The organism is Nocardioides sp. LHD-245 (genome assembly GCF_030929495.1).
In the GTDB taxonomy this organism is placed as follows: domain Bacteria; phylum Actinomycetota; class Actinomycetes; order Propionibacteriales; family Nocardioidaceae; genus Nocardioides.
Map to the genome: position 1 here is coordinate 121,423 of NZ_JAVFWN010000016.1, position 26,357 is coordinate 147,779.

A 26,357-nucleotide genomic window follows, 5' to 3' on the forward strand; every position below is an offset into this window, starting at 1 on the left:
CCGGCAGGTAGCGTACCGATGGTACGTGACCCCGGTCACAGACACACACGGGCGGGACGGGCCGGACGCGAGGTCCGATTGCCGCCAGCAACGGGGGTCGGACCCCGCCAGGCTGGGCGCATGACCACGACGCAGCAGCGGAACCGGACGAACCACGACCCCCAGAGCGACCCGCGCGTCGCCCTCGTCACCGGCGGCAACCGCGGCCTCGGTCTTGCGACTGCCCGGCGCCTCGGACGGGAGGGCGTGACCGTGGTGATCGGCGCGCGGGACGCGGACCTGGCCCGCGCCGCCGTGGCCGGGCTGCGCGCGGAGGGCGTGTGGGCCAGCGCCGTTCCGCTGGACGTCGACGACGCGGCGAGCACCCGCGCCGCGGCCGAGCGAATCCGCCGCGAGCACGGCCGCCTCGACATCCTGGTCAACAACGCCGGCATCCTGCCGGAGGCGACCGCACCCCAGGTCCTCGACCCGCTCGACCCCGATCTCTTCCTGCGCACCTTCCGCACCAACGTGCTCGGTGCCGTCGCCGTGACGGCGGCCGTGCTCCCGCTGCTCGTGCACTCCGAGCGAGGACGGGTCGTCAACGTCTCGAGCCGGATGGGCTCGCTGAGCGACCAGCTCGACCCGGCGTCGCCGTACCACGCGCTGGTGGTGCCGGCCTACCAGTCCTCGAAGGCGGCGCTCAACGGGCTGACCGTCGCGCTCGCGAAGAAGCTCGCGGGCACCCGGGTCAAGGTGAACTCGGTGTGCCCGGGCTGGGTGCAGACCGACCTCGGCGGCGCGGACAACCGCGCGGCGGCGCCGACGGCGGCCGAGGAGGCGGCGAAGGTCGTGGTGCGGGCCGCGCTCCTGGACGACGCGGGCCCGTCGGGCGGCTTCTTCGATGCTGACGGCCCGGTGCCCTGGTAGCGCGGAGCCCCCGTCCGGACGGCCTCAGCCGCGGGCGGCCCACCACTCCCGGAGCGCGGCAGCCGCGGCGTCCTCGGCCATGGGGCCGTTGTCGAGGCGCAGCTCGAGCAGGAACTTGTACGCCTCGCCCACCTCGCGGCCCGGGCCGATGCCCAGGATCGTCATGATCTGGTTGCCGTCGAGGTCGGGCCGGATCGAGGCCAGCTCCTCCTCGGCGGAGAGCCGGTCGATCCGGGCCTCCAGGTCGTCATAGGTACGACGGAGCCGGTCGGCCTTCTTCTTGTTGCGGGTCGTGCAGTCGGCGCGGGTGAGCACGTGCAGCCGCTCGAGCTGGTCGCCGGCGTCGCGCACGTAGCGGCGCACGGCGGAGTCGGTCCACTCGCCGGAACCGTAGCCGTGGAAGCGCAGGTGCAGCTCGACCAGGTCGCCGACGGCGTCGATCTGGTCGTTGCTGAACTTCAGCGCCCTCATCCGCTTGCGGGTGAGCTTGGCGCCGACCACGTCGTGGTGGTGGAAGGTCACCACGCCGTCGTCCTGGAAGCGGCGGGTCTTCGGCTTGCCGACGTCGTGCATGAGCGCGGCGAACCGGGAGACGAAGTCGGGCGCCGGGAGCTCGGCCCGCTCCGCGAGCCGCGGCTCCAGGTCCATCGCCTGCTCCAGCACGGTGAGGGTGTGCTCGTAGACGTCCTTGTGCCGGTGGTGCTCGTCGCGCTCGAGCTTGAGCGCCGGCAGCTCGGGCAGCACCTGGTCGGCGAGCCCGGTCTCGACCAGCAGCTCCAGGCCCCGCCGCGGGTACGGCGCGCACACCAGCTTCACCAGCTCGTCGCGCACCCGCTCGGCCGAGATGATCGTGATCCGGTCCGCCATGTCCGTCATCGCCCGGACGACCGACGGGTCGACGGCGAAGCCGAGCTGCGCCGCGAACCGCGCCGCGCGCATCATCCGCAGCGGGTCGTCGGAGAACGACTGCTCGGGGGTCCCCGGCGTGCGGAGCACCCCGTGCGCGAGATCCACCACCCCGCCGTAGGGGTCCTCGAGCTCGCGGCCCGGCAGCCGGACCGCCATCGCGTTGACGGTGAAGTCGCGGCGGCCGAGGTCACCGGCCAGCGCGTCGCCGTACTGGACCGCGGGCTTGCGGGAGTCGGGGTCGTAGGACTCGGACCGATAGGTCGTCACCTCGACGACCCAGTCGCCCTTGCGGCAGCCGATGGTGCCGAAGTCGCGGCCCATGTCCCACCAGGCGTCGCCCCAGGCCTTGAGGATCTTGTCGGTCTGCTCCGGGCGGGCCGAGGTGGTGAAGTCGAGGTCGTTGGAGCGGCGGCCGAGCATCGCGTCGCGCACCGGTCCGCCGACCAGGGCCAGCTCGTGGCCGGCCGCGGCGAACCGGGCGCCGAGGTCGTCGATCACCGGCGCGATCCGGTCCAGCTCCGCGGCGACCGCGGCCTGGACGTCGACCAGGCGCAGCGGCTCGCCGGCCCGGACTCGGCTGGCGTCGGCTGCGGGATCCGCGGACTCGGTCACGGCGGGCGAGTCTAGTTGGTCGGCTCCGCGCGCAGCCGGGGCGGCACCGGCCTCAGCCACCGACCAGCAGCTTGCCCCTGCTGGCCCGCGACTCCATCGCCTCCCAGGCGCCCTCCGCGTCCGCCAGCGGCCAGTGGCCGCCGACATGCACGGTGAGCGATCCCGCGGCCGCGGCCCGGAGCAGCTCATCGGCCCGCGCGGCACGGGCGGCGGCGTCGCCGAGGTAGTCGCGGCCCGCCGTCCGGGTCAGGAAGAACGAGCCCTGGCCCAGATCGGACGTCCCGAGGTCGGACTCCCGACCCGAGGTCGCGCCGTAGAGGACCATCGCGCCGCGCGGCCGCAACGACGCCAACAGTCGTCGCGGGACGTCGGCACCGACTCCGTCGAACACCGCGGCGACACTGCGCTCGGCGAGGGCGTCGTCGTACCCGCGTACGTCGACGGCGCCGGCCGCGCGCACCACCGCGGCCTTGTCCGGGGTCGACACCAGACCGGTCACCCGGACCCCGCGCAGGGTCAGCAGCTGGGTCAGGAGCAGCCCGACACCACCCGCCGCGGCGGTCACGACGGCCGCGTCCCCCTCGCCCAGCGGCCAGGCGTCGGTGGCCAGGTAGTGCGCCGTGACGCCTTGGAACAGCAGCCCGGCGGCCGTCTCGTCGGCCAGGCCGTCGGGCACCGGGGCGAAGCCGTCCGCGGGCCCGGTCACCTCCTCGGCGTAGCTGCCGCCGACCGAGGACCAGGCCACCCGCTGTCCCACCACGAGTCCCTCGACGCCGGGCCCGAGCTCGCGCACGACGCCGACGCCCTCACGACCGGGCACCCGACGCTCGGGTGCGGGGACCCGGCCGTCGCGCTGCATGATCTCCCAGTAGTTGACTCCGGCCAGGATGACCCCGACCCGCACCTCACCGGCGGCGGGCTCGGGGGTGGGCAGGTCCCGGACGTCGAGTCGGCCTTCGGTCAGGACGGCGGCGCGTGGCATGGCGTGCTCCTCGGGGAGTGGACGGTTCAGTGGGCGTGCCGGTGTGCGGGAGGGGGGTCCTGCTCGCCACCGGGCACCCGGATGTCGAAGACCGTCATCAGCTGCGCGAGCAGGCGGTAGTACCCGACGAGCGTGGTCACCTCGACGATCTGGCGTTCGGTGAGGACCGCCCCCGCGGCGGCGTACTCCTCGTCGGTGACGGTCGCGGAGGTCAGCAGGACGACGGACAACGCGGCGACCGCGTTCTCGGTCGGGTCCGGGCCGGCGAAGCGGCCCATCGAGAGCTGCATCAGCTCCTCGTCGGTCAGCCCGGCGGCACGTCCGACCCGCTCGTGGGCCCACCACTCGAACTCGCTGCCGCTCGCCTGCGCCACCAGCAGGATCGCGATCTCGCGGGCGCGGGTGGTCAGGTCGGTGCGGTAGCGGATGGTGGCGCCGAGCTCCTGCAGCACCGCCCCGACCCCGGGGGCGTGCAGCACGATCCCGAACGGCCCGTTCAGCGATCCGTCGTCCGCGGCCAGCGGGAAGTGCTGGACCCCCTTGGCCCGATCGCCGCCGGCGATCGCGTCGTAGACGGCGCGCTGGTCCGGGTCGAGGTCCTCGGGGCGCAGCGAGGCGAGGCGGGCGCTCACCGCGTGCCTCGCTTCCGGCCGAAGGCGAGCCAGCTCAGCACGAAGCCGATCAGGCCGCCGGCGATCGCCTGGCCGTAGCGCTCCCGCACCATCGGCAGCACCAGGGCCAGGACGTCCATGCCGGCCTCGTCGCCCCCGGCCGCCGGCCGGAGGGGAGCGGCCGCGGGGCGCGACGCGGCGGGCCGCGGCACGCTCGGCAGGTCGGTCGCCTGCTCGGCCGCGGTGCCCGGCGCGCTGAGCAGCTCGCCCAGGTTGGCGGCGAACTGGCCCATCAGCCGGTTGCTGACATCCGCGATCGCGCCCCGCCCGAACTGGGCCATCCGGCCGGTGATGTCGAGGTCGGTGTCGATGACGACCCGGGTCCGGGTGCCGGTGACCGGCTCGAGCCGGGCCTGGATCTGGGCGCTGGCCGTGGCCTGTCCCTTGGGGTCCGTGCCCGCGGCGGCGATCACCGCGGAGTGGGCGGCGTCGTCCTGGTGGGCGAAGTGCGCGGTGCCGCGGAAGTGGGCGCCGATCGGACCGACCTTGATCTTCACCGCGCCGAGGTAGTTCTCGCCCTCGCGACCCTCCAGGGTCGCCCCGGGCATGCACGGCATGACCTGCTCCAGATCGGTGAGCAGGCTCCAGGTGCGCTCCAGGTCCGCGTCGATCTCGAACTCGTTCTGCAGCAGCATGTCAGCTCCCCGCACCCGCGAAGCCCTCGATGACCTCGTCGGCGCCGCAGTCGAAGAAGGCCATGATCCGGCACGGGCAGGCCTCGCCGCCCTCGATCTTCCACGGGAAGGCGCCGATGATCGCGCGCTGGTTCAGCACCGTCTTCAGGTCGCCGCCGACGTTCTCGGCGTGGATGCAGCCGTCCTGGAAGGCCAGGTGGTGCATCGGGAAGATGTCGGAGGTGATCTCGCGACCGGACAGGTGGTGGGTGTAGGAGTACTCGCCCAGGAACTCCTGGTACGGCATGCCCACGTGCTCCTCGAACTTCTTGAGCAGGTCGGGGCGCATGTTGCGGATCGTGGTGTTCATGGGGTGGTCGCCGGAGCCGGCGTCGATGCCCCACCAGCGGATCTCCATGTCGGCCATCCACTCGGCCAGGCGCGGGCTGCCGCCCGGGTGCATCGTGAAGTAGCGGACCAGGTCCTGCTTCGGCATGCCCTGGTAGTAGTCGATGAACCCGGTGTGGATGATCAGGATGTCGCCCTTCCTCACCTCCACCTTCGACGTGATGTGCTCGGGCTCGATGAAGTCCCAGTCCTTGCAGGTGTCGGACACGTCGACGATCGCGCCGGGATGGATCAGCTTGTCCAGCGGCAGCGAGGCCATGTCCAGGCCACCGTCCGTGCCGTGCATCGGGCCGTCGAGGTGGGTGCCCGAGTGCAGGGACGTCTCGATCTTCTGCGAGACGATCTGGTTGGTCTGCAGGTTCTGGGTGTAGTAGAGCTTCCCGCCCGGGTAGCCGACCCAGCCAGGCGTGTGGATGCCCCAGGGATGGGTCAGGTCGACGATGCGCATTGCGTGTTCTCCTTCTGGGTGGACGAGCTCGGTGGGAGTGGGTGGAGGACGTACGGCGGACCGGCGGTCGCGTCAGCCGGTGGCCCGGGAGCCGGTGGCCCGGGCGGCCAGGTCGTGGACCGCCTGGGGGCGGATCGGGACCGAGGTGATCGCGCCCGGGCGCTGCAGGGCGTCGTCGACGGCGGAGGCGATCGCGGCGGCGACGGCCGTCACGCCGCCCTCCCCGGCGCCCTTCACCCCGAGCGGGTTGATCGGGCTCGGGGCGTCCTCGGTGATCAGGATCTCGATCGGCGGCACCTCGTGCGCCGTGGGGATCAGGTAGTCCATGAAGGTGGTGCACAGCGGTGTGCCGTCGTCGGCGTAGAGGAACTCCTCGTAGAGCGCACCGCCCAGGCCCTGGGCGACACCGCCGGCGATCTGTCCCTCGACCAGCGTCGGGTTGAGCGCCCGGCCCACGTCGTACCCGACGAGGTAGCGCTCGACCACCGTCTGACCCGTGCCGCGGTCGAGCCGGACGACAGCCGCGTGCAGCCCGTAGGGATAGGTCATGTGGTCGGAGCGGAACCACCCGTCGGCGTCGAGACCCGGGTCCTCCTTGATCTCGACCGCGCAGACCGGCTCGAGCAGGCGGGCGATCTCGGCGAGCGAGAGGCCCCTGCCCGGATCGGCCACCAGCCGCACGGCGCCATCCGCCAGCTCGAGCTCCTCGACGCTGACCTTCAGCTCGTGCGCGGCGACCCGCACCGCCTTGTCCCGCAGCGCCGCCGCCGCGTTCGCGACGGCCGAGCCGGCCATCACCGAGAGCCGCGTGGCGAAGGCGCCGCGCCCGTAGCCGAACCGGTCGGTGCGCCCCCGCACGACCCGGATCTCGTCGTGCGGGATGCCGAGCGTCTCGGCGGCGACCTGGGCGAGCACGGTGTCGACGCCCTGACCGACCGAGGACGCGCCGCAGGTGACGCTCACCCGGCCCCGGGTGTCGACCGAGATCCGGGCGCCCTCGACGGGGCCGATCCCGCTCTTCTCCACGAAGTAGCCGAACCCGAAGCCGACCGCCTCGCCCGCCGCGCGCCGGGCGGCGACCTCGGCGCGGATGCCGGGGAAGTCGTAGCCCTCGCTCATCTTGTCCAGCAGCAGCCGGTAGTCGCCGGAGTCGTGGACCATCGAGGTGCCCATGGCCTGGATCGGCCGCTCGTAGGGCATGTCCTCGACCGCGATGAAGTTGCGGCGCCGGACCTGCTCGCGGCCCAGGCCGAGCTCGGCGGCGATCTTGTCGACCAGCCGCTCGCGGGCGAAGGTGCCCTCGTACCGTCCCGGGGACCGATAGGTCCCGTGCGGTGTCTTGTGGGTGAGCCGCACGTGCGCCTCCACCCGGAAGTTCGGGATCACGTACGGGCCCGGGAGCATCGAGGAGGTCAGCGACCCGACCGTCGCCCCGTGGGTGCGGACGTAGGCGCCCTGGTCCAGGGTGAAGGTGGCGTCGAGGGCCCGGATGAACCCGTCCTCCTCGACGAGCGCCCGCAGCCGATGGTGCTGGCCGCGCGAGTGGTTGGTCGCGAGCAGGTGCTCCTGGCGGTCCTCGATCCACTTCACCGGTGCCCGCAGCCGCATCGCGGCCAGGGCCACCAGGACGTCCTCCGGATAGAGCTCGCCGCGCGGGCCGAAGCCACCGCCCACGTGGGTCTCGCGGACCACCACCTGGGAGGGCGCGAGGCCGGTCACGTCGGCGATGGCGTCCCGGTTCCAGAACGGCACCTTGGCGGCTCCGTCGATGACCAGCTCCTGATCGGCCTCGACATAGTGGGCGACCAGACCGCGGCACTCCATCGGCACGCCGGTGTGGCGGCCGATGACCGCGTCCAGCTCGATGATCCGCCCGGCCCCGGTGGCGAAGGCGGCCTCGACGTCGCCGTACTCGGTCACGAAGCGGGTGGCCTCGGAGTCCTGCTCCGGCAGCGGGGTGCCGAGCCCGGCGGCCCAGGTGGCCTGCTCGGCGTCGACCCAGGCCACGGGGTCCGCGTCCGGGTCGATGTGCGCCGGCAGCTGGTCGATCTCCACCACCACCCGCTCCGCGGCGTCCTCGGCGAGATAGGCCGACGTCGCGAAGACCACCGCGACCGGCTCGCCGACGTAGCGGACGACACCGCGGGCCAGTACCGGCTGGCGGTAGGGGAGCAGCTCCTCGCGCGGCGTGAGCCGGAACCCGATCGCCGGCAGGTCGGCGACGTCGTCGTAGGTCCACGCGGCGACGACCCCGTCGAGCCGGAGCGCGTCGGCGACGTCGACCGCGCGGACCCGGCCGTGTGCCACCGGCGAGCGCACGACCCGCATGTGCAGCTCGCCCGCGTGATAGGTGTCGGCCGCGTAGCGGCCGGCTCCACGCAGGAGGACGGGATCCTCGAGCCGGAGCGCCCGGGCCCCGATCATCCCGACATCTCCTCCGCGGCCGCCATCGACGCCTTCAGGATGTTCTGGTAGCCGGTGCAGCGGCACAGGTTGGAGGAGAGCACGTCGCGCATCTCCTCCTCGTCGGTCTCGGGCTTCTCCTCCAGCTGACCGGCGACGAGCATCAGGAAGCCGGGCGTGCAGAAGCCGCACTGCAGGCCGTGCTTCTCCCAGAACGCCCGCTGCACCGGATGCAGCTGCTGGTCGTCGGGCGCGAGGCCCTCGACCGTCCGGATCGAGGTGCCCTCGGCCTGGACCGCGAACATCAGGCAGGCCCGGACCGGCTTGCCGTCCACCAGGATGGTGCAGGCGCCGCACACCCCGTGCTCGCAGCCGAGGTGGGTGCCGGTCAGCCCGCAGTCGTCGCGCAGCGCGTCGGCGAGGGTACGACGGGGCTCGATGTCGATGTCGTGGCGATCGCCGTTCACGTAGAGACGGACGGGCACGGTCTGGCTCATGAGGCGGTCTCTCTGTCGGTCTTGTCGGCGGCCTGCGCGGCCTGTGCTGATCGGATGGCCGTGCGGAGGCGGTGGGGAGTGGCGGGGATGTGGTCGACGGCGATGCCGAGGTGGCCCAACGCGTCCGAGACGGCGTTCGCGATCGCCGCCGGCGCTCCGATGGTGCCGCCCTCGCCGACACCCTTGGCACCGGTCACCGACTGCGGTGACGTGGTCTCGAGGTGGGCGATCTCGATGTCCGGGACCTCGTGCAGGGTCGGCGGCAGGTAGTCCATCAGCGACGTGGTGACCAGCACCCCGCGGTCGTCGTAGATCAGCTCCTCGAAGAGGGCGTTGGCGATCCCCTGGACGACCCCGCCCTGGATCTGGCCGTCGACGATGGCCGGGTTGACCAGCCGGCCCGCGTCCTCGGCGACCAGGAATCTCGTGACGGCGACGGCGCCGGTCGCGGGATCCACCTCGACCTCCGCGACGTGGCAGGCATTGGCGAACGTGCCCGACGGATCGTAGGTCGCCGTCGCCTCGAGCGCCGGCTCGCCCTTGTCGGGGATCAGGTGGGAGGAGTGGTAGGTGTCGCGGGCGAGCACGAAGAGCGGCACCGACTCGCCGGTCTCCCGGTGGCGGGCCTCGCCGTCGCTCAGGTCGATGTCGCCGGGCAGGCCGCCGAGGCGACTGCTGGCCAGGGTCCGCAGCCGGCCCGCCAGCTCCCTGGCGGCGAGCATCGAGGCGCCGCCGGCCAGCACCATGGCCCGGCTGGCGAAGCTGCCCCAGCCGTACGGCGTCGCGTCGGTGTCGGAGTGGATCACCCGGACCTCGCCGGGAGACACCCCCAGCTCGTCGCTGATCACCTGGGCCAGGGCGGTGCGCAGCCCCTGCCCGTGCGGGGATGCGCCGATCCGAACGGTGACGCCGGCGGAGCTGTCCATGGCCAGCACGACCCGCTCGAAGCCCGGGGTGATCACGTCCGCGACCGCGCTCGGCTTGAGCTCGAAGGGCGCCGAGCGGGCGGCGAAGGCGGGCGTGCCGTAGCCGGTGCGCTCGGCGAAGGAGGAGAACCCGATGCCCAGCAGCCGCCCCTCGCCCCGCGCGGCCCGCTGGCGCCGGCGGAAGTCGGCGACGTCGGCCATCTCGGCGGCGACCGCCAGGGTCTGGCGGTGCGAGGCGTTGTCGAGCACCAGGCCGCTGGGGATCCGGTGCGGGAACTCGTGCACCAGATTGCGCATCCGCAGGTCGACGGGGTCGATGTCGAGCTGCCGGGCGGCCACGTCCATCAGTCGCTCCATGGCGAGCACCTGCACCGGGCGTGAGACGCCGCGGTACGGGGCGATCGGGCACTTGTTGCTGAGCACCGCGCGGGAGCGGACGGAGTACTCGCGTACCGCGTAGGGGCCGGTGAGCTCGGCCATCGCCATCAGCGGCTCGACGCCGTAGGTGACCGGGTAGCAGCTGTAGGCGCCGACGTCGCAGCGCAGGTCGGCCCGCACGGCCAGCAGGTCGCCGTCCTCGGTGAAGGCGCCCTCGACGTCGTAGACCTGCTCGCGGCTGTGCCAGGCCGCCATGAAGTTCTCCTCGCGCGTCTCGATCCACGCGATGTTGCGACGCAGTCGACGGGCGGCGTGGACGACCATGACGTCCTCGCGCGCGAGCGCCATCTTGGCGCCGAACCCGCCGCCGACGTCGGGAGCGATCACCCGCAGGTCGTCCTCCCGGATGCCGAGGACGTCGGCCAGGCCGGTCCGGATCACGTGCGGCATCTGCGTGGTGACGTGCAGCGTGGTGCGTCCCGTCGCCGGGTCGTAGGCCGCGTGGCTGGCCCGGGCCTCGAGCGGCATCGCGCTCTGCCGGGCCGACCCCACCTGGACGCTGACCCGGTGCGCCGCGGCGGCGAAGACCTCGTCGAAGCCCGGGGTGTGGATCCGCCCGTCGACCACCGTGTTGGGGTCGCCGGGGAAGTCGACGTCGTGCACCAGTCGCGCCTGGTCGGCGGTGGCGTCGGCGACGCTGAGCACCGCCGGCAGCGGCTCGATCTCGACGACCACCCGCTCCAGCGCGTCCTCCGCCTCGGCCTCGGTCTCGGCCAGCACCATGGCCACCGGCTCGCCGACGAACCGGACCACGTCACGAGCCAGGATCGGCTGGCTCGTGGTGACGAAGTCCGGGCGCGCGAGGGACGCGACGATCTCACCCACGCCGTCCAGGTCCGCTGCGGTGTAGATCCGCACGCCCGGCGGAGCGGTGATCCCCACGATCCGCCCCGCGGCGATCGAGCTGCGGACGAACTTGGCGTACCAGCAGCGGTCCTGGGACGCGACGTCGGCGACGTAGCGCCCGTGGCCGCGCAGGATCGAGGGATCCTCGACCCGGGGCAGGCTCCGCCCGGTCCAGCTCGGCGGCTCGACGGCTGTCATCTCACCGCTCCGGCGAGCGCACGCGGCAGGAGTGCTCGGACGAGGTCGCGCCGGTACTCGCCGTCGCCATGGCTGTCCGAGGGCGGGTCCACCTCGTCGGCGGCCGCCTCGGCGGCGTCGCGCAGCAGGCGCGGACTCCACTCCTGGCCGAGCAGGACCTGCTCGGCCGCCGCGCTGCGGAAGGGCACCTCGCTGACCCCGCCCAGGCAGACGCGAGCGTCCCGGACCACGCCGTCGACGACCTGGACGGCCCCGGTCGCCGCGACGATCGCGAAGTCGCCGGCCCGCCGCGCGAACTCGGCGATCCCCGTGCGGTAACTGTCGTCGAGGGCGGGCAGCGACACCTCGGTGAGGATCTCGTCCGGCTCCATGGCGGTGGTGAAGATCGACCAGAAGAAGTCCGAGGCCGGGATGGTCCGGGTGCCGCGGGCCTGGCTGCGCACCGTCATCTCGGCGTCGAGCAGCCCGGCGACCAGGCACCACTCGGACGCCGCGTCGCAGTGCGCGATCGATCCGCCGAAGGTGCCGCGGGTGCGGATCGGCAGGTGTCCGACGTGGGCGGCGCCCGTGCGCAGCAGGCTGCCCAGTGGGGTGGACATCGAGAGGTTCTGCAACGCGAGGTGCCGGGTCCGGGCGCGGATCACGACGCGGTCCCCGACCGACTCGACGCCCTCCAGCAGCGGGATCCGGTTGATGTCGATCAGTCGCTCGGGGCGGGCCAACCGGAAGTTCATCATCGGGACCAGGCTCTGCCCGCCGGCGAGGACCTTGCTCTCGTCCGGGTCCTTGGCCAGCTCCACGAGAGCCTCCTCCAGACTCGCCGGACGCACGTACTCGAAGTTTGCGGGCTTCACCAGGTCTCCCCTCGGTACTGCACGGCGTACACATCGGTACGGCGATCCTCCCTGGGTCGGATCGTCGCACTCCGCACCCGGGCCGCGCGGACGGCCGCCAGGTCCACCCGCACCACCGCCGCGTCGGCACCGGTGCGCGACAACGGTCCGGCCAGCAGCTCGCCGTAGGCGTCGACCGCGACCGAGCCGCCGAGGGTGGCCGGACCACCGGCGCCCGCCCCGGCCACCTGGGAGACCGCGACGACGGCGACCTGGTCGAGGTTCGCCTGCGCGATCACCGACTCCGCGTGCCGCGTGGCACCCACGGTCGGCACCCGCGCGTCGTACCCACCGACCCAGGCGGCCGGCGCCAGCACGATCTCGGCGCCGCGCAGGGACATCGCGCGGAGCACCTCGACGAAGCGCAGGTCGTAGCAGATGCAGACCCCGAGGACTCCGTACCGGGTCGGGGCGATCGGGAGACCGCGGTCGCCCGGGGTGTAGGCCTCCAGCTCGCGGTCGAACAGGTGCAGCTTGCGGTAGTGCAGCACCGGACCGTCGCCGTCGACCACCACCACGGTGTTGAACAGCTCCGTGTCCTGCCGACCGGATCCGGCGGACTCGCAGAAGCCGTAGGCGACCATGCCGCCGGTCCGCCCCGCGAGGGTGGAGAACGCGGCCGTGGTCGGCCCGTCGAGTGGCTCCGCGACCTCCCGCGCCCGGCCGGGATCGACCACGTAGCCGCCGATGGCCAGCTCCGGCAGCACCACGAGATCGGCGCCTGCGGCGAAGGCCGACTCGGCACGCCGCAGGCACAGATCGCGGTTCTGCTCGGGGCGACCGGGGACGACCTCGACCTGCTCGAGCGCGATCACGACGCTGTCGGAAACGGAGGTCATCGACCGATCTTCTCCATGATGTCCGCGACGTCGACCCCGGCCGCGCGCAGCATGTCGGTGTCGGCCGGGCACGGGCCACCGACGCTGACCACCCGCTCGCCGCGGTCGGCGGCGACGGCGTGCCAGGTGCCGATCTCGATGTGCACGGTGTCGCCGGGACCGATCGGGAAGCGCTCGCCCGTGCTGACGTTCTCGGCCGTGCCGCGGCCCTCGAGGATGTGGATGGTGTCCTCGGACTCGGCGTGCACGTGCTCCTTGTTCCGCTCGCCCGGCTCGAGGACGACGTAGTTCATGTTGGCGTCCACCGCGCCGGCTCCCAGCCACACGACGAGCCGGGCGTCACGGGAGATGAAGGGAACCATCAGGCCCGGGCGGTCGCGGTGGTACAGCGAGAGCCCCGACTCCTCGAGGTACGGCGCCGCGGCGGCGCCGAGCGCGGGGTCGACCGGGCACGGCCCACCGATGAGCACCGCCCCCTGGTCGGCCTCGATCGTGTAGGTGGCGCCGGCATGCAGGTGGATCATCGATCCCGGGCCGAGCCGGTGGCTGTCCCGCCGGTGGCGCAGCAGCTCGGTCACGACCGGCGTGCCCTCGACCACGTAGTAGACGGCCTCGCCGTCGTGACGCAGCGGCACCGTCGTCCCGGTGGGGTCGATCCGCACGTGGTGCATGCTCCGGCGCTGCGCACCCGAGGCCGGCCCGACCATCTCGCGGAAGGTCCCGCCCCGTACGAGCCCGAGGTCGGGGCCCCACTGCTCGGGAGAGATCACGCGAAGGCCGGCCACGGCGGGCGCCGGGGAGTGGGTCTCAGTCACGGTGGTATCTACCTTCAATAGTGTCGTACTTGATTTCAATCATACTGTACTCGCTCGACGCGAGTTCCGCCCGTCCGCCGCCGGAAAGGGGTCGCGTGGACGCCGGCAGCCCCCGGCCGCCGGCGTCCACGCCGGATCACACCGCGTGGTGCCGCCAGCGCACGATGCGCGCCTCGAGGAGCTCCACCAGCCAGTAGAGGATGAGACCGAAGATCATCAGGGCGACGATCACCGCGAAGCCGGCAGCGACGTTGAGCTGGAAGTTGAGGGACTTGATCAGCACGCCCATGCCCCGGGAGGCGCCGACGAACTCGGCGACGATCGCACCGATCAGCGCCAGGGTGATCGCGTTCTTGATGCCGGCGAAGATGAGGGGGAGGGAGGACGGCAGGGTGAGCTTGACGTACTCCTCCCAGCGACTGGCGCCCAGCGAGCGCATCAGCGTCCGCGCGGCGGGGTCGACACCGCTCATGCCGACCATCACGTTCAGCAGGACCGGGAAGAAGCAGATGGTCGCCGCCATCACGATCTTGGAGGTGAGGCCGAAGCCGAACCAGGTGAGGAAGAGCGGCGCGAGCGCGACGCGCGGGGTGATCTGGAAGCCCACCACCAGGGGATAGAAGGCGGTGCGGGCCCAGCCGAACATCCCGAGCAGCGTGCCCAGCACCCAGGCCAGGACCACGCCGATGCCGAAGCCGGCCAGCGTCTCGGCCAGCGTGACCCAGGTGGCGTCCCAGAAGTACTGCTCGTCGAGCATCCCGAACAGCTCCACGGCGACGTCGCTGGGCGCGGGCACGATGATCTCGTTGACCAGGCCGCCGCGGGCGGCGGCCTCCCAGATGCCGACGGAGATGGCCAGGACCAGGGCCGGGAGGCCGACGGCGCCGGCGGCCCGGCGGCGGCGGTTGCGCGCCTTCGTGGTGGCGGTGCGCACGGACCGGGCCGGGGTGGCGGTGGTGGTCGTCATGGTGTCCCCTCGTCTCAGATGTACTCGGCGATGGCGGCGCGGACCCGGCCCTCGAGCGCCACCGTCTCGGCGGCGCCGACCAGACCCCGCGTGCGGGGACGGGGAAGCGGGACGTCGATGACGTCGATGACCTCGCCCGGCCGGGGGCGCATGCACACGATCCGATCGGAGAGGAAGACCGCCTCGGCGATGTTGTGGGTGACGAACAAGGTGGTGCGCCCGAGACGGTCGTGCATGCTCGCCAGCTCGACGTTGAGGCGCTCGCGGGTGAACTCGTCGAGCGCCGAGAAGGGCTCGTCCATGAGCAGCAGCGGCGGGTCGGTGACCAGAGCGCGGACCAGACTCACCCGCTGGCGCATACCGCCGGAGAGCTCCCACACGTTCTTCTTCGCGAACTCGGTCAGGTGGGTGAGCTCGAGCAGGTCCTCGGCACGGCGACGCGCGGCGACGGGGTCCAGGCGGAGGATTTCCACGGGCAGCATCACGTTGTCGATCACGCTGCGCCAGGGGAAGAGCACCGGGGACTGGAGCATGATCGCCAGGTCGGGCCGTCCCGCGGCAGCGGGCGTGCCCCGCACCTCGATCACGCCCTCGGTCGGCTCCAGCAGTCCCGCGACCATGTGCAGGAGGGTCGACTTCCCGCAGCCGCTGGGCCCGAGGAACGAGACGAACTCTCCCGGCGCGATGTCGAGATCGACGTCGACCAGCGCCTGCACCTGGCCACCGTCAGCGGTGTCGTAGAGCTTGTTGACCCCGCGGACACTGATCCCCTGCTCGGTGTCCTGCGCGAGGGTGGCCGCCGCGCTCACGGGGCCGCCCGGAGCTCGGCGACGTCGAAGTCGGAGTAGTCGGCCACGAAGTCCGCGACCGTCTCGCCGCCACCGAGCCTCTCCCCGTCGAGGTCGCCACTGACCGCGCCGGAGTCCTTGAGAACCTGGATGGTGGTCTCCCAGGCTTCGACGGGAACCGCGCCGAAGGGCTCGTCGCCCTCGGCCGTCACGCCGGACAGCGCGATCGTGTCCTTGGTGTACTGCGCGGCGAAGTCCATGTCCTCGCACTCCTGGGGCACCTGCGCGCAGGCGAGGTCGGTGGCCTCCTCGGGATGGGCCGCGGCGTAGATCGCGCCCTTCGCCCAGGCCCGGGCCAGACCCACCAGCTGCCCGCGGGTCTCCTCGTCCGCCAGGTGCTCGGCGGTCGTGATCAGACAGTCGCCCGGAATCGCGTTGTACTCCGACGGGGTGATGTCGCGGGTGACCAGGCGTCCGTCGGCACTGAGGGTGGAGATGTCGGGGTAGCTGCCGGCGTACGCGTCGACCTGGCCGTCGAGGATCGCGTTCAGCGAGGCCGGACCGGCGTCGCCGATCGGCTGCACGGTGACGTCGCGATCGCGCTCGAGTCCGGCGTCCGCGAGGGAGGCGTTGACGATCGGCTCCTCGCCGCCTCCGGCCTCGGCGATGCCCAGGGTCTTGCCCTTCAGGTCCGCGACCGTGGTGATGTCGGAGTCCTCGGGCACCACGATGCGGAAGATGTTCTGCGGCGGGTTGCACATCAGGGCCCGGACCTCGTCGTTCTTCGAGTACGCCACCACCGTGTCCGGCGCACCGGCCCACCCGACGGCGGTGTTGCCCGAGAGGAGCTGCTGGGTGACGAAGCCCGAGCCGTTCGTCTCCTCCAGGTCCAGGCTGATTCCCTCGTCCGCCAAGAAGCCCTTCTCCTCCGCCACCAGCAGGGGCAGCCAGTAGATGGACTTCTTGTACGACAGCATGACCAGGAGGTCGCCGTCGTCGTTCGTCGCCGACCCCTCGCTGCCGCACGCGGTCAGGATCAACGAGGCGGCTGCGGCTGTCGCGGCCAAGGTTCGCCAGGATTTCATCGGGGGCTCCTTGAGGGTTTCGGGAGCCCCAGCGTGCACTGTGATTGAAACAGTGTCAACGAGATTGAACTAGTTCATCGAGTCTTCATGCGGTTGAAACACCCACCCGCTCGACCGGTGGATCACGGTCCCTCGATGTTCACCCAGACCGCGACCGCCTTCTTGCGGCCGCTGTTGATGATCCGGTGCGGCCGGTCGGACGGGTAGGCGATCAGGTCGCCCGGCTTCAAGGTGTGCGTCTGGCCGTCGAGCTCGACGGTGAGGGTGCCGGAGATCAACATGCCGAACTCACGGCCGTCGTGGTGGGTCGCGACCGGTCCGCTGGCGCCGCCGGGCTCGTACTCGTTGACCGCCAGCTCCACACCGGACTCGACGTCGTTGTGCGCGACCCGCCGCCGCGCGCCCTCGTTGGTGCGCACCGACGGCTGCTCGGCCAGGCGCCGGACCGGATCGGAGTGCTCGGGCTCGTCGCGGTCGAACAGGTCGGACATGTGCACGCCCAGCGCCGAGGCGACCGAGACCAGGGTGCCGACCGAGGCACTGGCCACCCCACGCTCCAGCATGGACAGCATCGAGACGCTGACGCCGGTGCGGGACGCGACCTCCTTCAGCGTCAGGCCCTGCCGTGAGCGCAGCAGCCGCACCCGGGCGCCGATCTGCGCGATGGCCTGGTCCGCGGCATCGCCGGCGGCGACCGCCGTCCGAGCGTCGTTGCTGGATGCCATCCCGGGGTCTCCTGTCGTGGCGTGGCCGTGGCGTGCCGTCGAAGACTTTCAGCGAGAGTGAAAGTCGTCAACTGCCGGACGCGGTACCCGGCGGTGCCACCTCACCCCTGACGCGCGGACGGAGCGGCTTCTCGGGCGGCCTCGAGGAGGGTGCCGTACAGCTCGGGGCGACGCCAGTCGAGGTGACCGGGGATGGTGCGATACGGCGCGGGGACGATCAGCTCCTCGGTGGTGCGCCGCAGGTAGCGGGTCCGCTCCAGGTCGAGCTCGGCGACCAGGATCCCCGGCTCGGGCGACCGCGCCAGGATCCCCTCGGGAGAGGCGACCATGCCGATGCCGCGGGTCAGGCCCGGGCCGGAGCTCTCGAAGCTCTCGCCCGCGAACTGCTCGGCGACGCTGCGGCTCATCAGGTTCACCAGGGTCGCCGTGTAGAGGTGGTTCTCGATCGCCCGGGCGTGGACCAGCGTCTGCCACGCCTCGGTGTAGCCGAGCTCGTCGATCAGGAGGCCGCTGGGGTAGAGCACCACCTCCGCCCCCCGGAGCGCGAGGATCCTGGTCACCTCCGGCAGGTGCACCTCCGAGCAGATGGAGATGCCCAGCTTCCCCCACGGCATGTCGATCACCGGGAAGTCGTCGGCGGCCACGTAGTCGAAGTTCCACTCCGGGCTGTCGCGGTAGATGTAGGGGCCCACGGGGTGCGTGCGCCGGTAGGCGCCCCGTTCCTCGCCGCGGTCGTCAACCACGACGGTCGTGATGTTGAAGGAGCCGGGCCGGTCCGGGTCGGGCAGTGAGGTGCCGTAGGCGACCGCCACGCCGTGCTCACGGGCCGCGCGCGCCATCGGCTCGGCGACCTCGTAGCGGTTCGCGTCGGTGAACGGTCCCGGGAAGTTCTCGGCGAAGGCGAGCAGGTCGACGTCCCGCTCGCCGGCCTGGCGGACCAGGTCCAGCGCCCGCACCAGGTTCTGCTGCTCCTGGTCGCCGAAGGAGGCCTCCACCTGGGCCAGACCGAGCCGGATCACGCTCACGCCCTCGACCCGCTCTCCAGGAGCGGCCGGATGGCGTAGTTGATCACCAGGTGCAGCACGAGCAACAGGATCACGCCCACCATCATCGGCGAGGTCACGATGCTGGCCACCTCCTCGGGCAGGTCGTCGACGATCTCGGCCGGCAGGAACTGGGTGCCGAGGGCGACGATGAACGCCGGCGCCGCCACCATCATGTTCAGCTCGTCCCAGCGTACGGTCGCCATCATCTGCACCCCCGACATCGCGATGATGCCGAACAGGATGGTCGAGGCGGCGGCCAGGACGGGCATCGGCAGGCTCGCCACGAACAGGCCGACCTTGGGGAGGAAGGCCAGCACGATCGCGGTGATGCCGGCGGTCATGGTGACGAACCTGCTGCCGATGCCCGACATCCGCACGATGCCGGCGTTCTCCGGGTACGACGTGGTGCCGATGCCGCCGAAGAGAGCACCGACGGAGGTCCCGACCACCTCGGTGAACACGCCGCGGTTGGTGCGCTCGACGCTGATCCGCTGGCCACCCCAGCCGCCGATCATCTGGTACATGCCGGCCGACTCGGTGCCCGCCTGCAAGAAGGCGAGCAGCATCAGCACGACCACGGAGAACTCGACGTCGAAGCCGAACCCGAGGAGTTCGGGAGTGCCGACCACCGACGCGCCCCCGAGGCTGGGCAGGTCCCACTGGCCGGCGAGCGCCGCCACCACCGTGCCCACGACGATGCCGAAGAAGATCGAGGCCCGGCGCAGCACGGTGTTCCGGCCGAAGATGGTGAAGCAGACCACGGCCAGCACGGTGACCACGCTGATCAGGAAGTACGGCATGCCGAAGCCGTCCGCGCCGGGGGTGCCGAACCAGCCGCTGAGCCCGATCGCGGCCAGTTGGGCACCGATGATCACGAACAGCGTGCCGAACAGGATCGGGTCCGACGCCAGCCGGGCGACGTGGCCGAAGAGACCGAAGCGCCGGCTGGGAAGACTGAGCAGCGCGAAGATCAGGCCGGCGACGACCATCGAGCCGAAGGCGGTGTCCAGGCCGAAGGCCAGCCCCGACGAGACGATCGCCAGCATGAACGCGGCCGTCGGGCCCTGCACGATCGGCAGGCGCAACAGGCGCGAGGACTGCAGCACCGTGATCAGGCCGGTCATGAAGAAGCAGCCCTGGGTGATCCAGCCGGTCTCCTCGGCCGAGAGCTCGAGCGTCGCCCCGATGATGCTGGGGAACAGCCAGATGCCGGTCAGGGCCAGCAGGTGCTGCACGCCGAACAGTCCGGTTCTCGGGACGCTCAGCCGCTCCTCGAAACCGACCGTCAGGATCGGCGCGGCGTCGGACGAGGACGAGGACGTGGCCGTGGTGGGCTGATGGGCCATGACAGGCACCTCACTTGGGGATGGTCGCTCCGGGCGATCGGCTGACCGGCGCCACGAGCACCAGCGTTTCATGAATATTGAACTGTAAGCCTGTCTAGCGCAAGAGGTAGCGGAAAACTTCTAGCCTGTTTGAAATGCAGCGCCCTCTCGCGTCCCTCTTCCGTCGTCGGGGACGGCCGCCGCCGGCGCCCCCACTACCCTCGGTGCGTGGTCCGCCGTCCTTCCCGCCTGCGCGCAGGCTTGGCGACCGCTCTGCTCCTCGGCCTCGCCACACCCGCGCTGGCCGGGGCACCCGCCGCGTCCGCGACCCCGGCCGGACCCGCGCCGGCGGCCGCACCCAAGAACGCGGAGTACGACCCGCCGCTCGAGGTGACCATCGACGAGCTGACGCCCGGCGTGCTGCCCCGGAAGGGCCCGCTGGTGGTCCGCGGTCAGGTCACCAATGTCGACCTCGAGACGTGGCAGCGGATCAACCTCTACCCGATGTTCGGTGCCGGCGACGACTGCGTCGGCTGCCCGCCGGCCATGACCACCGAGCACGAGCTGGCCGATGCGGCCGCCACCGACCCCGAGGCGCAGGTCGGCGTGCGCAAGACCGACGAGCCGGCCGTGCAGGCGCAGATCGAGACGCTCGGGCCGGGCGAGTCCCAGACCTTCTCGCTCCGCATCCCGCAGCGGGTGCTGCGCGAGGTGTTCGCGAACCCGACCACGGGCGTCTACTGGTTCGGTGTGCATGCTCTCGGCGAGAACCCCGACGGTCGCGACACCCTGGCCGACGGCCGGGCCCGCACCTTCCTCCCGTACGTCGCGCCGGGCACCTCCGCCCGGGTCGACACCGCGGTCGTCGTACCGCTGCGCGGACGGGTGGCCCACTCGGCTGACGGCGAGCTCGGCCGCACCGACTGGTGGGAGGAGGCGCTCTCCCCGGAGGGCGTCCTCGGCGGCCCGCTCGCGTTCGGTGCGGCGAGCACCACCGCCCCGCTGACCTGGCTGCTCGACCCCGCGGTCGCCGACGCCGTCAACCAGCTCGCGGCCGGCAACCCGGTCCGCGCGATCACGCCGGTCGCGCCCGACGGCGAGCCGTCGGAGAGCGAGGACCCGTCGCCGAGCGGGTCGGCGAACGAGGGCGGGTCCGACGGGGCCGGCGAGGGTGCCGACGACGCGGCCGACGTCGGCACCACGACCCTCGACCCCGACGACCCGCTCGTCCGCGCGGCCCAGACCTGGCTCCAGCGGGCCGCCACGGTGCTGCCCGACGACACCGTCGCCGCCCTCCCGTACGGCGACCCCGATCTCGCCGCCGCGGCGCGGTCCCTGCCCAGCCTGTACGCGACCGCCCGCAAGCACGCGTCGCCGACGCTGGCCGCCTGGGGCATCGAGTCGACCCCGGTCGTCGCGTCCCGCAACGGCTACCTCGACGCCGCGGCGATCGGGGACGTCGACGACGCGGCGACCGTGCTGCTCGGCGAGCAGATGTTCCCGGCCGAGGACTTCCCCGACGGCGCCCCGGTCGGCGGCCTGGTCGGGGACCGCCCGATCGTGGCCACCAGCACCGCGACCGCCCGCGGTGGCCCGGGCCCCGACCCGGCCCTGGCGCCCGTCGCGCTGCGGCAGCGACTGCTCAGCGACGCGGTGATCCGGATCCTGCGCGCCGGCGACGCGCGCCCCGACCCGCTCGTGGTCGTCCTCCCGTCGAGCCTGGACGCCGCCGGCGCCCGCGAGTTCTGGGCGGGCCTGGACGACGACCTGGTCACGCTGGTCGACCTGCCGACCGTCACCCGGACCAATGACCTCGCGACCGACACCGACGACGCCGCCGAGCGCCAGCTCGACCCCGACGACCTCACCTACCCCCAGGGCCAGCTCGCCGCACAGCTGGACGCGACCGTGTTCAACGAGGCGGGCAGCCTGATCCGCGCGGGCCGGTCGCTGCAGAGCATCCTGGGCGACGGCTACGCCATCGGCGACACCGTGGTCGGCGAGGCACTGGCCGGGACGTCGTACGCCATGCGCGACGACGCGGACGCCGGGCCGCGTCTGGGTCGCTCCCGCGCGTGGGTGGAGGAGCAGCTCGGGCAGGTCGACCTCGACGCGCCGCAGGGGGTCACCCTGTCGAGCAGCTCGGGCAGCTTCAACGTCGCGGTCAGCAACACGCTCGACCACGCGGTGACCGTGCGGATCGAGGTCGCGACCGACGACGGCGCGACCATCTCCGTGGCCAACCCGATCGTGCTGGCGGCCAACAGCCGCTCGTCGGTACCGGTCAGTGCCGACATGAGCGGCACCGGCGTCCACAACATCCGACTGCGTCTCACCGACGCCGACGGCACCCCGCTCGGCGCCGAGGACGAGCTCCCGATCCGCTCCGGCCAGGTCGGCGTCGTGATCTGGGCGATCATCGCCACCGGCGCCGGCATCCTCTTCGTCGCCATCGGCATCCGCCTGGTCCGCCGGTTCCGGGCCGCGCGCGGCGAGGCCTCCTCGTGAGCGACGGCGACAGCACGGAGGGCGCCGCCGCCGGCGAGCAGCGTCGGATCCTCGCGAACACCGCCGTGATGGCCGCGGGCACCGTCGTGTCCCGGTTCAGCGGGTTCATCCGCTCCACCCTGCTCGCGGCCGCGCTCGGCATCTCGCTGCACGCCGACATCTTCACCGTGGCGAACACGGTTCCGAACATGCTCTACATCCTGCTCGCCGGCGGCGTGTTCAACGCGGTGCTGGTGCCGCAGATCGTGCGGGCGATGACCCACGACGCCGACGACGGCGCCGCGTACGTCAACCGGGTGGTCACGCTGGCGGCCTGCTTCCTCGGCCTGGTGACGGTGCTGCTGGTGGTGGCCGCGCCGCTCGTCATGCAGGTCCTGGTGCCGAGCTACGACGCGCCGCACCTCGCCGAGCAGCGCCAGTCCGCGATCGACTTCGCGCGGTTCTGCCTGCCGCAGGTCTTCTTTTACGGCATGTTCGTGCTGTTCGGGCAGGTGCTCAACGCCCGCGGCCGCTTCGGGCCGATGATGTGGGCGCCGATCGCCAACAACCTGATCTCGATCGCGGTGCTGGTCACCTACCTCGTCGCGTTCGGCCCGGCCAGCCCCACCGAGCAGCAGGCGGCGTTCTCGCCCGGCCAGGAGCGCCTGCTCGGCATCGGCTCCACCGTCGGGATCGCGGCCCAGCTGCTGGTCCTGGTGCCGTACCTGCGCGGCTGCGGCGTGCGGATCCGGCCCCGCTTCGACTGGCGGGGCGTCGGCCTGGGCCACACCCTCCGGCTGGGCCTGTGGACCGTGCTGTTCGTGATCGTCAACCAGATCGCGTACGTCGTCGTCGTGCGGCTGGCCTCCGGCGGTACCGCCGCGGCCGACGACGGCACCGGCATCACGATCTACTCCAACGTGATGCTCGTGGTGATGGTGCCGCACTCGATCATCACCGTGTCCCTGGCCACCGCGATCCTGCCGCGGCTGTCCGCCGCGGCCGCCGACGCCGACCTGGGCCGGCTGGCCGCCACCCTGGGCAGCACCCTGCGCACGGCACTCGTCGTCGTCGTACCGTTCGCCGCCCTGCTGCCGTCGATCGCGCTCCCGCTGGCCCAGGTGGTGTGGGGGCACGGAGCGACCGCCGCGTACTTCTACCGGTTCGAGTCGTCGATGGTGCTCTTCGGCTTCGCGGTCGTCGCCTTCACCGTGCACTACCTCGTCCTGCGCGGCTTCTACGCCCTCGAGCTCAACCGGCTGGTCTTCTACGTCCAGTGCGTCATCGCGGCCACCAACATCGGCCTCGCGGTCCTCTTCGTGTCCCGGGTCGACCCGTGGGACACCTCGCCGATGCTGGTGCTGGCCTACGGCGGCGCGTACGCCGTCGGCGCGACGCTCTCCTCGGTGGTGCTGGTCCGGCTGCTGCGCCGCGGTGGCGCGCCGCGCGGCGCCGTACGCCGCTGGCGTGGGTTCGTGCTGCGCCTGCTGGTCGCGAGCGTCGTCGTGTTCGTGGTCGGCCGGTTCCTCGACATCGTCGTCACCGACACCGTGGTCGAGCTCGTCGGCAGCAACCCGCACTGGACCCTGGCGGCGGTCGAGGTGGCCCTCGTCGGCGCCGGGGCCGGGGCGATGCTGCTGGCCGTCGCCGGACCGCTGCGGCTGACCGAGGTGACCTCCGTCGCCGACACCGTCGCCGGGCGGCTGCGGCGGCGCTGAGCCGGTCTAAGGTGACCCGGAGGGACAGGGACGCAGAGGGACAGCTGAGGGACACGAGGGCGAGCAGGGGGTCGAGGTGGCGACGTCGACGCGGTCGGGCGATGTCCTCGCCGGCCGCTACCGGTTGATCGACCTGCTGAGCGAGAGCGGCGGCGGGCGGTTCTGGCGCGCCCACGACGGGATCCTCGAGCGCTTCGTCGCCCTGCACGTCATCTCCCAGGACGACGCCCGCGCCCACGAGCTGGTCGAGGCGGCCCGCACCTCCGCGCGCGTCCTCGACCCGCGGATCCTGCGGGTCCTCGACGCCGAGGAGGAGGACGGCCGCTGCTTCGTGGTCAACGAGTGGGGCACCGGCATCTCCCTCGACATCCTGGTCACCCACGACGGGCCGCTCGCACCGCGCAACGCGGCCTGGCTGGTGGCCGATGTCGCCGACGCCCTGGCCCGCGCCCACGCGGCCGGCGTCACCCACGGCCGGCTGAACCCCGAGAACGTCCTCATCGACCGGTACGGCGCGGTGCGGATCATCGGGATGTGCGTCGACGCCGCCCTGCACGGCCTCTCGCCCGGCGACGTCCAGGGCGACCTGGAGGACCTGGGCGGGCTGCTCCACTGCGCGCTCACCGCGACCTGGCCCGGCCCGTCCGGCTCGATCGTCCCGGCCGCGCCCCGCGAGAACGACACCACCCTCAGTCCCCGCCAGGTCGTCGCGGGCGTCCCGCAGCCGCTGGACATGCTGTGGCGCGAGCTCGACCAGCGCGCGGGGGCGCCCGCTCCGTCGCGGCGCCGACGGCGCGGCAGCGACCACCCGGACGTGTCGTCGGCCGCGTCGATCGCCGCCGAGCTGGTCGCCTTCGTCGGCGACCCCACCGGGATGCCCGAGCAGCTGGCCCGGGCGGTGCCGCCCATCAACGAGCTGCGGCCGGTCTGGCTCCCGGCGCTGGCCGACCCGCTGCCGCACGACGCGTCGCGCGACGACATCCCCGTCGTGCCACCGGCCTCGCCCGGCACCGGCGCCGCAGCCGACCCCGAGGCCGGCACCGAGGCCGGCTCGGAGGAGCCGGTCGGTCCCGAGGCGGGGATCGGTCCCGAGGCGGGGATCGGCCCCGAGCCGGAGCCCCCCACCGACCCGGACCCCGACGAACCGCCCATCCCCCTGGTGACCGAGCTGCCCACCGAGGCCGGCATGCCGGTCTTCGGCGAGGAGGACGTCACCTGGCTGCGCACCCGCAGCACGCCGCCACCACCGCCACCACCGTTCGAGGAACCACCGGAGCGCCCGCTGTTCGCGCCCGACCCGCCCGGCGGCGTACGACGCCCACGGCTGCCACCCGTCCCGTCGGGCGAGGCCCCCGGCGCGCCGGCGCCCGGTGGCTTCTGGCCCTGGGACACCGGCACCGGCCCGGACGACGGCGGCTCGACCGACAACCTCGAGAAGGTGCCGGGCCGCAGTTGGCTGCGCCTGGCCATGGCGGTCGCGCTCGCGGTGCTGCTCCTGGTCGCGATCGCGATCGCCTTCAACCTCGGCCGGGGCCGCACCGCGCTCGGCGGTGACCCCGAGGAGACCCCGACCACCGAGGAGACCAGCCTCGCCCGGGCCGCGGTCATCGACGACCTCACGCTCGACGACCTCGATCCCCTGGGCGACGGCGAGGAGGACCCCGGGTCGCTCCCGAACCTGGTCGACGGCGACGCACGCACGACCTGGAGCACGCAGACCTACTACGACAACCAGCTGGGTCCGCCGCCGGGCCTCAAGACGGGGGTCGGACTGGTGATCGACGTGGGGGAGGTCCGCTCCGTCGACAGCGTCACCGTGCGGATGGTCGACGAGGGCTCGATGGACCCCAACCAGGTGTCCCTCTATGCCGTCCCGGGCACCACCGCCCCCACCGGCGCGCCGACCGGCGCCCCCGTCGCCACCCGGACGGGCGGAGGCATCCTGACCCTCGCGGCGACGGATCCGGTCCAGGCTCGCTACCTTGTCCTGTGGTGGACGGCTCTGCCCGAGGTCGACGGCGACTTCCGGGCCGAGGTCGCCGAGGTGGTGGTCCGTGGTGAGTGAGGTGCGCGAGGCCCGCGACACGTCGAGTGATCGCGAGCTGCTCGCCGCGCACGTCGCCGGCGACCCCGAGGCGTTCGGCGTCCTCGTCACCCGGCACCGCGACCGGCTCTGGGCGGTGGCGCTGCGCACCTGCGGCCACCCCGAGACGGCGGCCGACGGCCTCCAGGACGGTCTCGTGTCCGCGTTCCGTCGCGCCGGCTCGTTCCGCGGTGACGCCGCGGTGACCACCTGGCTGCATCGGGTGGTCGTCAACGCCTGCCTGGACCGCCTGCGCAAGGAGTCGGTACGCCGGGCCGAGCCGCTGCCCGACGACCTCGACACCGTGGAGGCCGGGCACCGGCGGGTCCGGGCCACGGCCGGCACGCCGGGCGACCCGGCGGTCGACCCGGTCGAGCACAGTCTGGTCCGCGAGCGCCGCGAGCGGGTCCTCGCCGCGCTGGCGACCCTGCCCGAGGAGCAGCGGGCGGCACTCGTCCTGGTCGACATGGAGGGCTACCCGGTCGCCGAGGTCGCCCAGATCCTCGACTGCGCCGAGGGCACGGTGAAGAGCCGATGCTCTCGCGGCCGGGCCCGGCTGGCCGTCCTCCTCGCCGACGTCCTGGACCTCGCCGCGGCCGACGACCTGGACACCGCCGGCCGCCCCGTGGACGATGCGGGGAACCCGTCCGGCACCCCGGACGTCGGATCCATGACGCCGCGCGGACCGCCCGCGGGCACCACCGTCGACTGATCACCCCGCCTCG

Annotated in this window: 22 protein-coding genes; 5 read left to right on the forward strand and 17 right to left on the reverse strand. The window is 72.6% G+C overall.

Features of this window, described 5'->3' with window-relative positions:
• Window positions 1-120 precede the first annotated feature (120 nt).
• Window positions 121-909, forward strand: coding sequence for an SDR family NAD(P)-dependent oxidoreductase (locus tag RB608_RS22460; RefSeq protein ID WP_308090299.1), 789 nt, complete (start codon window positions 121-123; stop codon window positions 907-909).
• Between the two features lie 24 nt (window positions 910-933).
• Here RB608_RS22460 and RB608_RS22465 read toward each other — a convergent pair whose 3' ends face one another.
• The 17 genes from RB608_RS22465 to RB608_RS22545 all read right to left on the reverse strand — a co-directional run bounded on the left by RB608_RS22465 (window position 934) and on the right by RB608_RS22545 (window position 19,365).
• On the reverse strand, window positions 934-2,373 hold the full coding sequence (locus tag RB608_RS22465; RefSeq protein ID WP_308090353.1) for a CCA tRNA nucleotidyltransferase: 1,440 nt from the start codon (window positions 2,371-2,373) through the stop codon (window positions 934-936).
• A 109-nt stretch (window positions 2,374-2,482) separates the two neighbouring features.
• Window positions 2,483-3,412 (reverse strand): zinc-binding dehydrogenase, encoded by a 930-nt coding sequence (locus RB608_RS22470; RefSeq protein ID WP_308090300.1) that lies wholly within the window; start codon window positions 3,410-3,412, stop codon window positions 2,483-2,485.
• A 26-nt stretch (window positions 3,413-3,438) separates the two neighbouring features.
• Entirely contained in the window at window positions 3,439-4,044 is a 606-nt protein-coding gene (locus RB608_RS22475) for a carboxymuconolactone decarboxylase family protein (RefSeq protein WP_308090301.1), read from the reverse strand.
• The gene (locus RB608_RS22480) at window positions 4,041-4,718 is read right to left on the reverse strand and encodes an SRPBCC family protein (RefSeq protein WP_308090302.1); all 678 of its coding nucleotides are present in this window, start codon (window positions 4,716-4,718) and stop codon (window positions 4,041-4,043) included. Before RB608_RS22480 ends, RB608_RS22475 begins: the two co-directional genes overlap by 4 nt.
• A 1-nt stretch (window position 4,719) precedes the next feature.
• Window positions 4,720-5,553, reverse strand: coding sequence for a cyclase family protein (locus tag RB608_RS22485; RefSeq protein WP_308090303.1), 834 nt, complete (start codon window positions 5,551-5,553; stop codon window positions 4,720-4,722).
• Between the two features lie 72 nt (window positions 5,554-5,625).
• Window positions 5,626-7,977: a xanthine dehydrogenase family protein molybdopterin-binding subunit gene (locus tag RB608_RS22490; RefSeq protein WP_308090304.1), complete on the reverse strand. Its 2,352-nt coding sequence runs from the start codon at window positions 7,975-7,977 to the stop codon at window positions 5,626-5,628.
• Window positions 7,974-8,453: a 2Fe-2S iron-sulfur cluster-binding protein gene (locus tag RB608_RS22495; RefSeq protein ID WP_308090305.1), complete on the reverse strand. Its 480-nt coding sequence runs from the start codon at window positions 8,451-8,453 to the stop codon at window positions 7,974-7,976. The genes RB608_RS22490 and RB608_RS22495 overlap by 4 nt, the downstream gene beginning before the upstream one ends.
• On the reverse strand, window positions 8,450-10,861 hold the full coding sequence (locus RB608_RS22500) for a xanthine dehydrogenase family protein molybdopterin-binding subunit (RefSeq protein WP_308090306.1): 2,412 nt from the start codon (window positions 10,859-10,861) through the stop codon (window positions 8,450-8,452). Before RB608_RS22500 ends, RB608_RS22495 begins: the two co-directional genes overlap by 4 nt.
• Window positions 10,858-11,715 (reverse strand): xanthine dehydrogenase family protein subunit M, encoded by an 858-nt coding sequence (locus RB608_RS22505; RefSeq protein ID WP_308090307.1) that lies wholly within the window; start codon window positions 11,713-11,715, stop codon window positions 10,858-10,860. Before RB608_RS22505 ends, RB608_RS22500 begins: the two co-directional genes overlap by 4 nt.
• Window positions 11,712-12,593, reverse strand: a complete 882-nt coding sequence (locus tag RB608_RS22510; protein WP_308090308.1) for a nitrilase-related carbon-nitrogen hydrolase — start codon at window positions 12,591-12,593, stop codon at window positions 11,712-11,714. The genes RB608_RS22505 and RB608_RS22510 overlap by 4 nt, the downstream gene beginning before the upstream one ends.
• Window positions 12,590-13,408 carry a cupin domain-containing protein gene (locus RB608_RS22515; protein ID WP_308090309.1) on the reverse strand — a complete coding sequence of 273 codons (819 nt, stop codon included), beginning with the start codon at window positions 13,406-13,408 and terminating at the stop codon, window positions 12,590-12,592. The genes RB608_RS22510 and RB608_RS22515 overlap by 4 nt, the downstream gene beginning before the upstream one ends.
• 136 nt (window positions 13,409-13,544) lie before the next feature.
• Window positions 13,545-14,375, reverse strand: a complete 831-nt coding sequence (locus tag RB608_RS22520; RefSeq protein WP_308090310.1) for an ABC transporter permease — start codon at window positions 14,373-14,375, stop codon at window positions 13,545-13,547.
• 14 nt (window positions 14,376-14,389) lie between these two features.
• Entirely contained in the window at window positions 14,390-15,184 is a 795-nt protein-coding gene (locus RB608_RS22525) for an ABC transporter ATP-binding protein (protein WP_308090311.1), read from the reverse strand.
• On the reverse strand, window positions 15,181-16,248 hold the full coding sequence (locus RB608_RS22530) for an ABC transporter substrate-binding protein (RefSeq protein ID WP_308090312.1): 1,068 nt from the start codon (window positions 16,246-16,248) through the stop codon (window positions 15,181-15,183). The genes RB608_RS22525 and RB608_RS22530 overlap by 4 nt, the downstream gene beginning before the upstream one ends.
• Before the next feature lie 122 nt (window positions 16,249-16,370).
• Complete coding sequence (locus tag RB608_RS22535; protein WP_308090313.1) at window positions 16,371-16,973, reverse strand: cupin domain-containing protein; 603 nt, start codon at window positions 16,971-16,973, stop codon at window positions 16,371-16,373.
• Window positions 16,974-17,074: 101 nt separating this feature from the next.
• A complete protein-coding gene (locus RB608_RS22540) occupies window positions 17,075-17,998 on the reverse strand; it encodes a carbon-nitrogen hydrolase family protein (protein WP_308090314.1) in 924 nt (307 codons plus the stop codon).
• A complete protein-coding gene (locus RB608_RS22545; RefSeq protein ID WP_308090315.1) occupies window positions 17,995-19,365 on the reverse strand; it encodes a solute carrier family 23 protein in 1,371 nt (456 codons plus the stop codon). Before RB608_RS22545 ends, RB608_RS22540 begins: the two co-directional genes overlap by 4 nt.
• A 207-nt stretch (window positions 19,366-19,572) precedes the next feature.
• On the opposite strand from RB608_RS22545, the gene RB608_RS22550 reads away from it, so the two are divergent.
• From RB608_RS22550 to sigM, 4 genes are all read left to right on the forward strand, one after another.
• A complete protein-coding gene (locus tag RB608_RS22550) occupies window positions 19,573-21,852 on the forward strand; it encodes a DUF6049 family protein (RefSeq protein ID WP_308090316.1) in 2,280 nt (759 codons plus the stop codon).
• Window positions 21,849-23,549 carry a murein biosynthesis integral membrane protein MurJ gene (gene murJ, locus RB608_RS22555; RefSeq protein WP_308090317.1) on the forward strand — a complete coding sequence of 567 codons (1,701 nt, stop codon included), beginning with the start codon at window positions 21,849-21,851 and terminating at the stop codon, window positions 23,547-23,549. The genes RB608_RS22550 and murJ overlap by 4 nt, the downstream gene beginning before the upstream one ends.
• Window positions 23,550-23,625: 76 nt before the next feature.
• Window positions 23,626-25,614, forward strand: coding sequence for a protein kinase family protein (locus RB608_RS22560; protein ID WP_308090318.1), 1,989 nt, complete (start codon window positions 23,626-23,628; stop codon window positions 25,612-25,614).
• Entirely contained in the window at window positions 25,607-26,344 is a 738-nt protein-coding gene (sigM, locus tag RB608_RS22565) for an RNA polymerase sigma factor SigM (protein ID WP_308090319.1), read from the forward strand. Before RB608_RS22560 ends, sigM begins: the two co-directional genes overlap by 8 nt.
• Window positions 26,345-26,357 lie beyond the last annotated feature (13 nt).

Excerpts from the sequence above, each read along its gene's own strand:
- RB608_RS22485 (WP_308090303.1), bottom strand. The coding sequence starts at position 5,553 with ATGCGCATCGTCGACCTGACCCATCCCTGGGGCATCCACACGCCTGGC.
- RB608_RS22470 (WP_308090300.1), bottom strand. The coding sequence starts at position 3,412 with ATGCCACGCGCCGCCGTCCTGACCGAAGGCCGACTCGACGTCCGGGAC.
- RB608_RS22535 (WP_308090313.1), bottom strand. The coding sequence starts at position 16,973 with ATGGCATCCAGCAACGACGCTCGGACGGCGGTCGCCGCCGGCGATGCC.
- RB608_RS22510 (WP_308090308.1), bottom strand. The coding sequence starts at position 12,593 with ATGACCTCCGTTTCCGACAGCGTCGTGATCGCGCTCGAGCAGGTCGAG.
- RB608_RS22530 (WP_308090312.1), bottom strand. The coding sequence starts at position 16,248 with ATGAAATCCTGGCGAACCTTGGCCGCGACAGCCGCAGCCGCCTCGTTG.
- RB608_RS22490 (WP_308090304.1), bottom strand. The coding sequence starts at position 7,977 with ATGATCGGGGCCCGGGCGCTCCGGCTCGAGGATCCCGTCCTCCTGCGT.
- RB608_RS22460 (WP_308090299.1), top strand. The coding sequence starts at position 121 with ATGACCACGACGCAGCAGCGGAACCGGACGAACCACGACCCCCAGAGC.
- RB608_RS22500 (WP_308090306.1), bottom strand. The coding sequence starts at position 10,861 with ATGACAGCCGTCGAGCCGCCGAGCTGGACCGGGCGGAGCCTGCCCCGG.
- RB608_RS22520 (WP_308090310.1), bottom strand. The coding sequence starts at position 14,375 with ATGACGACCACCACCGCCACCCCGGCCCGGTCCGTGCGCACCGCCACC.
- RB608_RS22480 (WP_308090302.1), bottom strand. The coding sequence starts at position 4,718 with ATGCTGCTGCAGAACGAGTTCGAGATCGACGCGGACCTGGAGCGCACC.
- RB608_RS22545 (WP_308090315.1), bottom strand. The coding sequence starts at position 19,365 with ATGGCCCATCAGCCCACCACGGCCACGTCCTCGTCCTCGTCCGACGCC.
- RB608_RS22495 (WP_308090305.1), bottom strand. The coding sequence starts at position 8,453 with ATGAGCCAGACCGTGCCCGTCCGTCTCTACGTGAACGGCGATCGCCAC.